The sequence below is a fragment of the Staphylococcus sp. SUC_1.2 genome (genome assembly GCF_026222585.1).
This window is the reverse complement of record NZ_JANJPM010000032.1, coordinates 19,510-28,039: the sequence shown is the minus strand read 5'-3', so window position 1 is coordinate 28,039 and position 8,530 is coordinate 19,510. Positions and strand designations below refer to the sequence as shown.

Sequence of the window (8,530 nt, the reverse complement as noted above, 5' to 3'; positions counted from 1 at the left end):
GAAAAATAAAAAGAACGTTTATATATCAACGTTCTTTAATGATTTGAGTTAACAAATTTTATAGATTTTTACTAATGAACGGAAACGGAGGGATTCGAACCCTCGCGCCGCTCTCGCGACCTACACCCTTAGCAGGGGCGCCTCTTCAGCCAACTTGAGTACGTTTCCATATGGCTCCGCAGGTAGGATTCGAACCTACGACCGATCGGTTAACAGCCGATAGCTCTACCACTGAGCTACTGCGGAATAATATGTATTTATATAATGTATCTCTATGAGCACAAATATTATTATATCAATAAACTTAAAATTTGCAAGGGATTATATTTAAAAAATATACGGAACATTTACACTATATTAATATAAAAGTCCCGTATGATTTAAAATTAAACGTAAAACTATTTATCTTGTAATAGTGAATAATGTGAAAGTGCTTCGAAAATATTTAAAGTCGTTTTCTCATAATCTATTGGCATTTCTGGATTGTTTGACTTCATACGAGATTGTTTATCGACCATGTAATAATAAAAAATGCAGTTAGAGTATTGGTGCCAAATACTGTGGTAGGAAACATTAAGTGTTAATGTTTGATGATTTGCAAAAATAATTTTACATTTTCGATTTTTAAGAGGTTTAATTTCATGTACATAATGCATATTAATCCACATGTTTTCTTCTAAACGGTCTGAATGCGTAGGGAAAAAATAAGTGGGGAAGAGAGGAGTCAATAAAATAGGTGGTTTACTAGTAATGCCGGCAATTCGTTGTGTTTCGGATTTCTTACTAATATAGCTATTACCATAAAATTTACATGAGCGTTCGACGATTTTTTGAGTTTTGAATGGGCTTGAAACTATTGTGGAATCATATTTCCATATTTCTGATCCTTTTGTTTGCTCATAATCATCAATGACGGGTTTGATTATCATATCTCCTTTTCGAATAATATATACAGTATTTTGGCTTTGAGAAATATTTGTCATCTCTTAACCTCCTTAAATTTATATCATTATTAAGCGCTAAAAACTCAACGATTAATAATATAAATTTATTATATAAAGTTTTTATATGTTGTCAAGATAATCATTACATATAAAATTACACTTATTTTTTGTGAAAAGTCAGAATATTCGATTGATTTAAAAAATAAAAGCTTGTATACTATCCTTATACAAAAAAGAAAGGCAGTGATTACAATGAATCACAACACGAATGTCAAGAATACGACACTAGAAGATTTTGTAACGACAGTTAATGATTTAGGCGTTGAGCTAGTCATTGAAGAGGCACTTCGTCAGGGACGAAAGAAACAGTTAATGAAATTGATTGATGAAGCGTTGATTAATAAGAACGAGGAAGAATTTATCAACTATACCACTGAATATAAAAATCTGGAGGCATTTCTCAATGAGTAAATTAGGATCCTGTAACTCATTATAAAAGGTCTATTCACTACTTAAATCAAAGTTAGCGAATAGACCTTTTTACATTTTATTTTTGACCACCGTTTGATTTTCCCTCAATTTTATTACGAATCCATTTTACTAAATATCCTGTTATAACAATTCTAAGTACGCGTTTGATAATATTCATACTAGCTTACTCCTTTTTTATGTTTATTTGAGTTTACCCGTTCTACACATTATTAAAGATAATTTCTAAAATTACTGATTAAATTTTTGGATGGCGGTTATTTGGTATAAATATATAGCCATTTTGATCAGCTTTAGTTGTAAAGATTATGATAATACCATGGATAATTGAAATAATGGTTGGAATAGTAGTCCAAAAGAACACTAAATGAAGCACGCCTTGCCACACTTTGTCTGCGTAAAATTTATGAATGCCGACACCACCCAGAAATAAAGAACATAATACATATAATGTTTTATTAACTCTCATAACTTTGTTGCCTCCTTAATCTCATATTTTAAGCATTTCAAAAATTAAATCAAATATTACTAAGGTGATTGAAAAAATGATTATAATCACAATTAATATGTTTCAATTTACTGCAATTAATTTATTATTATTTGTAAATTTTATATAATATAGTTAACAAAAACTTATGGAGAGGAGAACGGTAAATTGATCAGAAAAGCACGTCCGAGCGACAGTAAGCAAATAGCGGAATTATGTTATATCATTTGGCATGATATGGAACTAGATATTGTACAAGAAATCACTAAAGAACGTGTTATTCATGCAATTGAAGAAAGTATAGTCAATATTAATTATAGAACGAATTATAATAACATTTGGGTATATGAGCAAGACAATCATGTTGCGGGATGCATCATAGCATATAAGGGTGATAAAGAATTAGAGTTAGAAGCAGCATGGAATAAATTACCGTTGGAAGAAGACATAAAAGCACTAGGTACGCCATTACCTTTGAAAGAATCTAAAGATGATGAATGGTACATTGAGGCTGTTGCAACATTCTCGGAATATAGAGGACAGGGTATTGCAACTAAATTATTTAACTATTTAATATCTACATACCCAGATAGAAAGTGGAGCTTAAGTTGTGACTATGATAATCCTAGAGCTAAGAAATTATACGAACGCTTAGGTTTTAAATGGACTGAGGATATAGAATTGTATGACCATCAATATTTACATATGGTTTATTCAAAATAGGTAAAAATAAAACGGAGGAGACAGAAACTCTAATTAGTTTCATTGCCTCACCCCGTATTATCTTACTAGTGAATATTTAAAATCTGTCTAATAATATATTAAATTCCACCTAATAAAGCACTAATATAAATACCTAAAGCGTATAATACACCAAAAATTGTGTTTGTTTTTCCAGTTGCAGCCATAGCTGGCATCATACTTGCAGGTATATCATTCTTTTTGAAACGACGAATAGCTTTAACTGGCATAGGGAATGATAACAATACAAGTAGATAAAATAGTGAACCACCATCTACAAATAATGCAGTATAGACAACGAAAACGTATGCAATGATATACATAACTGCCATAAATGTAATTGAAGCGCGTTTACCTAATAAAATAGGTAGAGTTTTACGTCCACTCGCTTGGTCTTTGACTCTGTCGCGTATATTATTAGCCATGTTAATTAGACCAATTGTAATTACTATTGGAATACTAATCCAAACCACAAAGCTATTGATATTGCCAGTTTGTATGAAGAACGCTAATAAAATAATAATCATACCCATGAATAAACCAGAAAACAGTTCACCAAAAGGTGTCCAAGAAATTGGCATTGGGCCACCTGTATATAAATAGCCAATTGCCATACAAACGATTCCTACTGGAATGATCCAAAATGAACTATTCGCTGCTAAAAAGATACCAAGTAATGCAGCAACGATATAAAAAGCAATTGCTAGATTCATGACAAGTTTTGGACTCATACCATTTCTTACGATAGCACCACCGATACCAACGGATGTGTGATCATCTAAACCTTTTTTAAAGTCATAGTATTCATTAAACATGTTTGTTGCAGCTTGGATAAGTAAACAAGCGATTAACATTGCAATAAATAACATGAACTTGATGTTATCTTGACTACCTAATAAAAAAAGTTTTGCAGTTGCAGTACCAACTAAAACCGGTACAACAGCGGCAGTTAAAGTATGAGGTCGCATCAAATGCCAATATTTTCTAACAGTAGAATATTGTTGATATTGATTTGCCATAATTTGATCTACCTCTTATTGTATATTGTTTTAATATATGTATTTTAAAGGAATAGTAAATAAAGGTCAATCAACGTGAAATATTTCTCTAGAAGATTAAGCAATTATGCCACCATAAATAGTTAAAAATGATACAATATTGTAATGAGAAAAAATAGATAATGAAAGAAGTGAAATGAATGGCTGCGAATATAAAGGAAGATGACATTATTGAGTCAATATATGAAAGTAACAAAAGCTGGATATCTGTTGAAGTGAAAATTGATAGAGAACTTGCACCTGATGAATTGTTCAATTTAACAGAATCTCAGGCAGGAGATCGCTTCTATTTTCGCTTAAATGATAATGCGTCTTCATTTTTCGGCTATCATGCTGTTCAAAGATTCAAAAATAACTTTGATAATAAGCAATCGATCTTTCGTGAGTGGGAAAAATTTAAAAAAGATATTGAATTGGTACACCCGGATATAGAAAAGCATCATTTGAAAGTCATAGGAGGATTTCAATTTTCTAGCCATAAATCTGATGATGAATGGCGTGAATTTGGCATTAATCATTTTGTAATACCTCAAGTTTTAATATCAAATATCGGACAAACTACTTATCTGACATATACAGTTGAAAGAGCCCAATTTGATATTGAACAGTTTAAAGAAGTAGTGAATTACTTTGAAGAAACTCAAATTGCTAAAGCTGAACATGATGAAACATTGGGGAATATCTTACGAATGGAAGATATCTATGTTGATGAGTGGAAAGAACTCGTTAGGGATGCGATTGCTCAGCTTGATGAAACTAAAAAAATCGTTCTTGCAAGACGTCGTATGATTAAATTTGATAAACCAATTAGTATACCTTATGTGCTTAATCGAGCATTACAAAGCGAAAGAAACAGCTATTTATTCATTTTAGAATCCAATCAATCTGTATTCTTTTCACAAACGCCAGAACAACTTTTAAAAGTAGAAGACGGTGTTCTATCTACAAAAGCTGTAGCTGGTACGATTAAGCGATCTAACGACATAGACGAAGATGAAAAAAATATACAAGCATTTCTAAAAGATAAAAAGAATTTAGATGAACATGATTTTGTAGTTAAAAGTATTCTAGATGACATAAAGCCTTATGTTGATAATATTGAATATAATCATTCACCTAATATTTTAAAAAACGACCATCTATATCATTTATATACTCAAATTCAAGGTCAGTTGAAAAACAATTCCTTTATAGGATTAATTGATGAAATGCATCCTACACCAGCTTTAGGTGGCTATCCTAAAAATGAAGCACTCAAATTTATTGAAGAAAATGAATTTGGAACACGAGGCTTATATGGTGCACCAGTTGGTTATATCGACATGAATGATGATTGTGAATTTATTGTAGCAATACGCTCAATGTTAATAAAACAAAACCAAACCACGTTATTTGCAGGGTGTGGTATCGTAAAAGATTCTGACCCTGATAGTGAGTTGGCTGAAACTGCAGTTAAATTTTCACCGATGATGAATGCTTTAGGAGTAGTAGATAAGAATGAATCATAATGAAGCACTAACAAAACAAGTATATACATTTGCTTCGGAGTTATATGCCTATGGAGTACGTGAAGTTGTAATTAGTCCCGGCTCAAGATCAACGCCATTGGCCATTGCTTTTGAAGCACATCCTAATATTAAGACATGGATACATCCTGATGAACGTAGTGCAGCGTTTTTTGCTTTAGGCTTAATAAAAGGTAGCGAACGCCCTGTAGCTATTTTATGTACTTCTGGGACTGCGGCGGCAAATTATACACCAGCAATTGCAGAGAGCCAAATCAGTCGTATACCTTTAATTGTATTAACAAGTGATCGTCCACATGAATTAAGAAGTGTGGGGGCACCACAAGCAATTAATCAAGTTAATATGTTCGCAAATTATGTTAATTTTCAATTTGATATGCCTGTAGCAGATGGTACTGATTACATGCTAGACGCAATTTATTATCAAATGCAAATTGCAAGTCAGTATCTATATGGTCCACATAGAGGTCCTATCCATTTTAATTTACCATTTAGAGAGCCATTAACACCTAACTTAGAAAGACAAGAGTGGCTAACATCTTATTCTAAAAAGCTGCCGCATTATCAAAAAAATATTAATGTTCAAGACATCAGACATATATTAAAAGAGAAAAAAGGGTTAATAATAGTTGGTGATATGCAACATCAAGCTATCGATCAAATACTTACTTATGCGACCGTGCATGACATACCTATACTTGCAGATCCATTAAGTCAATTACGTAAGTATAATCATCCAAATGTGATTACGACATATGATTTATACTATCGTGCAGGACTCGACATAGATGTTGATTTCGTAATAAGAGTTGGTAAACCTGTTATCTCAAAAAAATTAAATCAATGGCTTAAGCGCACAAATGCATATCAAATTTTAGTGCAGAATAATGACAAGATAGATGTATTTCCAACGCCACCGAGTATTTCATACGAAATATCTGCAAATGATTTCTTTAGAAATCTTATCGAAGAAGCAGCTGTCGATCGAAAAGACTGGATAAACATGTGGCGAACACTTGAATCACAGGCTAGAAATACAATCGATAAACATATGACAAATGCAACAGATGAAGCGGCATTTGTAAAAATTTTAATTGATAAATTAACTAAAGACGATGCTATTTTTGTAAGTAACAGTATGCCAGTTCGTGATATCGATAATCTACTTTATAATAGTGAAGTTGAAGTATATGCGAATCGCGGTGCAAATGGTATCGATGGAGTTGTATCAACTGCAATTGGAATGGCTGTACACAAGAAAATCACGCTGATAATCGGCGATTTAGCATTCTACCATGACATGAATGGTCTTTTAATGGCTAAAATTAATAATATTAATTTAAATATAGTTTTACTTAATAATGATGGTGGCGGTATATTCTCATATCTTCCACAAAAAGCATCTGCTGAAGCATATTTTGAACGTTTGTTTGGAACGCCGACTGGATTGAATTTTGAATATACAGCATTACTTTATGATTTTACATTCAAACGATTTAATACTGTGGCAGATTTCACTCAAGAAAAGCTATCACATGTGAATTCACATATTTACGAAATGGTAACCAATCGTGATGACAATATGTCACAACATCAAATTCTATATAAGAAATTGAGTGGTATTCTAAATGTTACACTATAACTTCTATCAATCACAAAACAATTCAAATCAGTTATTAGTACTTTTACATGGCTTTATTAGTGATAGTCGTACGTTTAATGATGATGTTCAATATTTTTCACAGGAGGCTAATGTTCTTACAATCGATTTACCAGGGCATGGACAAGATCAATCACCAATTGATGTAACTTGGGACTTTCCATACATTACGACACAATTAGATGAGTTATTAGATATATACAAATCTTATGATATTACTTTACTCGGATATTCAATGGGTGGTAGAGTGGCCTTGTATTATGCGGTGTACGGTAAATGCTCTTTGTCAAAATTGATAATTGAAAGTAGTTCTCCAGGAATCAAAGATGAAAATAATCGACATGAGCGTCAACAAATAGATGCAGCAAGAGCGAAAGTATTAGATATTGCTGGGTTAGAGGTATTCGTTAATGATTGGGAAAAATTACCATTATTTTATACGCAATATGAACTAGATAAAGATAAAAAGTCGGCTATAAGAGAAATGCGATTATCCCAAGATCCACATAAATTAGCAAAAGCATTGCGTGATTATGGCACTGGTCAAATGCCTAATTTGTGGGAACAAATTGGTAATATTCAAATACCTTGTTTTATTTTAACTGGTGAATTAGACCAAAAATTTGTAAAAACTGGACAAGCTATGAATAAGGGTATGAAATACAGTCAAATCCATATTTTTTCAAATGTAGGTCATACAATTCATGTGGAAGATAAAGCGGAATTTGATACAATAGTATTAGTTTTTTTAAAGGAGGAGCAAAATGACTAGACAGTGGGAAACACTTAGAGAATATGATGAAATAAAATATGAATTCTACGAAGGAATTGCTAAAGTAACGATTAATCGACCTGAGGTAAGAAATGCATTTACACCTAAAACAGTAGCTGAGATGATTGATGCATTTAGTCGTGCACGTGATGATCAAAATATTTCTGTAATCATCTTAACAGGTGAAGGTGACAAAGCATTTTGTTCTGGCGGTGACCAAAAGAAACGTGGACACGGTGGCTATGTAGGCGAAGACCAAATCCCACGTTTAAATGTATTAGATTTACAACGTTTAATCCGTGTCATTCCTAAACCAGTTATCGCAATGGTTAGAGGTTATGCCATCGGTGGTGGTAACGTATTAAACGTAGTATGTGACCTAACAATCGCTGCTGATAATGCTATTTTCGGACAAACAGGTCCTAAAGTAGGTTCATTCGATGCTGGTTATGGTTCTGGTTACTTAGCAAGAATCGTTGGTCATAAAAAAGCACGTGAAATTTGGTACTTATGTCGTCAATATAATGCACAAGAAGCTTTAGACATGGGCTTAGTTAATACAGTGGTACCATTAGATCAAATCGAAGATGAAACAGTTCAATGGTGTAAAGAAATTATGAAACATTCTCCAACTGCTTTACGTTTCTTAAAAGCTGCTATGAATGCGGATACTGATGGCTTGGCTGGATTACAACAAATGGCAGGAGATGCTACATTACTTTACTACACTACTGATGAAGCTAAAGAGGGTCGTGACGCGTTTAAAGAAAAACGTGATCCAGACTTCGATCAATTCCCTAAATTCCCATAAATCAGTAACGGTAATATAAAAATGTATAATTTTAGGACACTT

The 8,530-nt window shown here is 32.7% G+C and carries 10 protein-coding genes and 2 tRNA genes; 6 read left to right on the top strand and 6 right to left on the bottom strand.

The features are described from left to right. Positions 1-79: 79 nt before the first annotated feature. The 3 genes from NR218_RS10530 to NR218_RS10520 all read right to left on the bottom strand — a co-directional run bounded on the left by NR218_RS10530 (position 80) and on the right by NR218_RS10520 (position 983). Positions 80-168, bottom strand: a tRNA-Ser gene (locus NR218_RS10530). Between the two features lie 3 nt (positions 169-171). Further along, positions 172-246, bottom strand: a tRNA-Asn gene (locus NR218_RS10525). A 152-nt stretch (positions 247-398) separates the two neighbouring features. Then, positions 399-983 (bottom strand): competence protein ComK, encoded by a 585-nt coding sequence (locus NR218_RS10520; RefSeq protein ID WP_011276196.1) that lies wholly within the window; start codon positions 981-983, stop codon positions 399-401. Positions 984-1,196: 213 nt separating this feature from the next. Between NR218_RS10520 and NR218_RS10515 the strand changes: the two genes are divergently transcribed. Beyond that, on the top strand, positions 1,197-1,415 hold the full coding sequence (locus NR218_RS10515) for an IDEAL domain-containing protein (protein WP_011276195.1): 219 nt from the start codon (positions 1,197-1,199) through the stop codon (positions 1,413-1,415). Positions 1,416-1,491: 76 nt separating this feature from the next. Here the strand turns inward: NR218_RS10515 and NR218_RS10510 are convergent, their stop codons facing one another. Continuing rightward, the gene (locus NR218_RS10510; RefSeq protein ID WP_011276194.1) at positions 1,492-1,593 is read right to left on the bottom strand and encodes an SAR1012 family small protein; all 102 of its coding nucleotides are present in this window, start codon (positions 1,591-1,593) and stop codon (positions 1,492-1,494) included. A 78-nt stretch (positions 1,594-1,671) separates the two neighbouring features. Then, positions 1,672-1,902 (bottom strand): NINE protein, encoded by a 231-nt coding sequence (locus NR218_RS10505; protein WP_011276193.1) that lies wholly within the window; start codon positions 1,900-1,902, stop codon positions 1,672-1,674. A 186-nt stretch (positions 1,903-2,088) separates the two neighbouring features. Here NR218_RS10505 and NR218_RS10500 point away from each other — a divergent pair, with 186 nt between their 5' ends. Next, positions 2,089-2,643 carry a GNAT family N-acetyltransferase gene (locus NR218_RS10500; protein WP_011276192.1) on the top strand — a complete coding sequence of 185 codons (555 nt, stop codon included), beginning with the start codon at positions 2,089-2,091 and terminating at the stop codon, positions 2,641-2,643. 98 nt (positions 2,644-2,741) lie between these two features. Here the strand turns inward: NR218_RS10500 and NR218_RS10495 are convergent, their stop codons facing one another. Continuing rightward, positions 2,742-3,680, bottom strand: coding sequence for a 1,4-dihydroxy-2-naphthoate polyprenyltransferase (locus NR218_RS10495; RefSeq protein ID WP_011276191.1), 939 nt, complete (start codon positions 3,678-3,680; stop codon positions 2,742-2,744). A 179-nt stretch (positions 3,681-3,859) separates the two neighbouring features. Here NR218_RS10495 and NR218_RS10490 point away from each other — a divergent pair, with 179 nt between their 5' ends. Genes NR218_RS10490 through menB form a run of 4 tightly spaced genes read left to right on the top strand, consistent with a single transcriptional unit; the run spans position 3,860 to position 8,488 of the window. Next, a complete protein-coding gene (locus NR218_RS10490) occupies positions 3,860-5,227 on the top strand; it encodes an isochorismate synthase (protein ID WP_011276190.1) in 1,368 nt (455 codons plus the stop codon). Further along, on the top strand, positions 5,217-6,887 hold the full coding sequence (menD, locus tag NR218_RS10485) for a 2-succinyl-5-enolpyruvyl-6-hydroxy-3-cyclohexene-1-carboxylic-acid synthase (protein ID WP_011276189.1): 1,671 nt from the start codon (positions 5,217-5,219) through the stop codon (positions 6,885-6,887). Before NR218_RS10490 ends, menD begins: the two co-directional genes overlap by 11 nt. Continuing rightward, a complete protein-coding gene (gene menH / locus NR218_RS10480; RefSeq protein WP_011276188.1) occupies positions 6,874-7,677 on the top strand; it encodes a 2-succinyl-6-hydroxy-2,4-cyclohexadiene-1-carboxylate synthase in 804 nt (267 codons plus the stop codon). Before menD ends, menH begins: the two co-directional genes overlap by 14 nt. Then, on the top strand, positions 7,670-8,488 hold the full coding sequence (gene menB, locus NR218_RS10475; RefSeq protein WP_011276187.1) for a 1,4-dihydroxy-2-naphthoyl-CoA synthase: 819 nt from the start codon (positions 7,670-7,672) through the stop codon (positions 8,486-8,488). The genes menH and menB overlap by 8 nt, the downstream gene beginning before the upstream one ends. The last annotated feature ends 42 nt before the right edge of the window (positions 8,489-8,530 follow it).

Excerpts from the sequence above, each read along its gene's own strand:
- NR218_RS10490 (WP_011276190.1), top strand. The coding sequence starts at position 3,860 with ATGGCTGCGAATATAAAGGAAGATGACATTATTGAGTCAATATATGAA.
- menB (WP_011276187.1), top strand. The coding sequence starts at position 7,670 with ATGACTAGACAGTGGGAAACACTTAGAGAATATGATGAAATAAAATAT.
- menH (WP_011276188.1), top strand. The coding sequence starts at position 6,874 with ATGTTACACTATAACTTCTATCAATCACAAAACAATTCAAATCAGTTA.
- NR218_RS10510 (WP_011276194.1), bottom strand. The coding sequence starts at position 1,593 with ATGAATATTATCAAACGCGTACTTAGAATTGTTATAACAGGATATTTA.
- NR218_RS10515 (WP_011276195.1), top strand. The coding sequence starts at position 1,197 with ATGAATCACAACACGAATGTCAAGAATACGACACTAGAAGATTTTGTA.
- NR218_RS10520 (WP_011276196.1), bottom strand. The coding sequence starts at position 983 with ATGACAAATATTTCTCAAAGCCAAAATACTGTATATATTATTCGAAAA.
- menD (WP_011276189.1), top strand. The coding sequence starts at position 5,217 with ATGAATCATAATGAAGCACTAACAAAACAAGTATATACATTTGCTTCG.
- NR218_RS10495 (WP_011276191.1), bottom strand. The coding sequence starts at position 3,680 with ATGGCAAATCAATATCAACAATATTCTACTGTTAGAAAATATTGGCAT.
- NR218_RS10505 (WP_011276193.1), bottom strand. The coding sequence starts at position 1,902 with ATGAGAGTTAATAAAACATTATATGTATTATGTTCTTTATTTCTGGGT.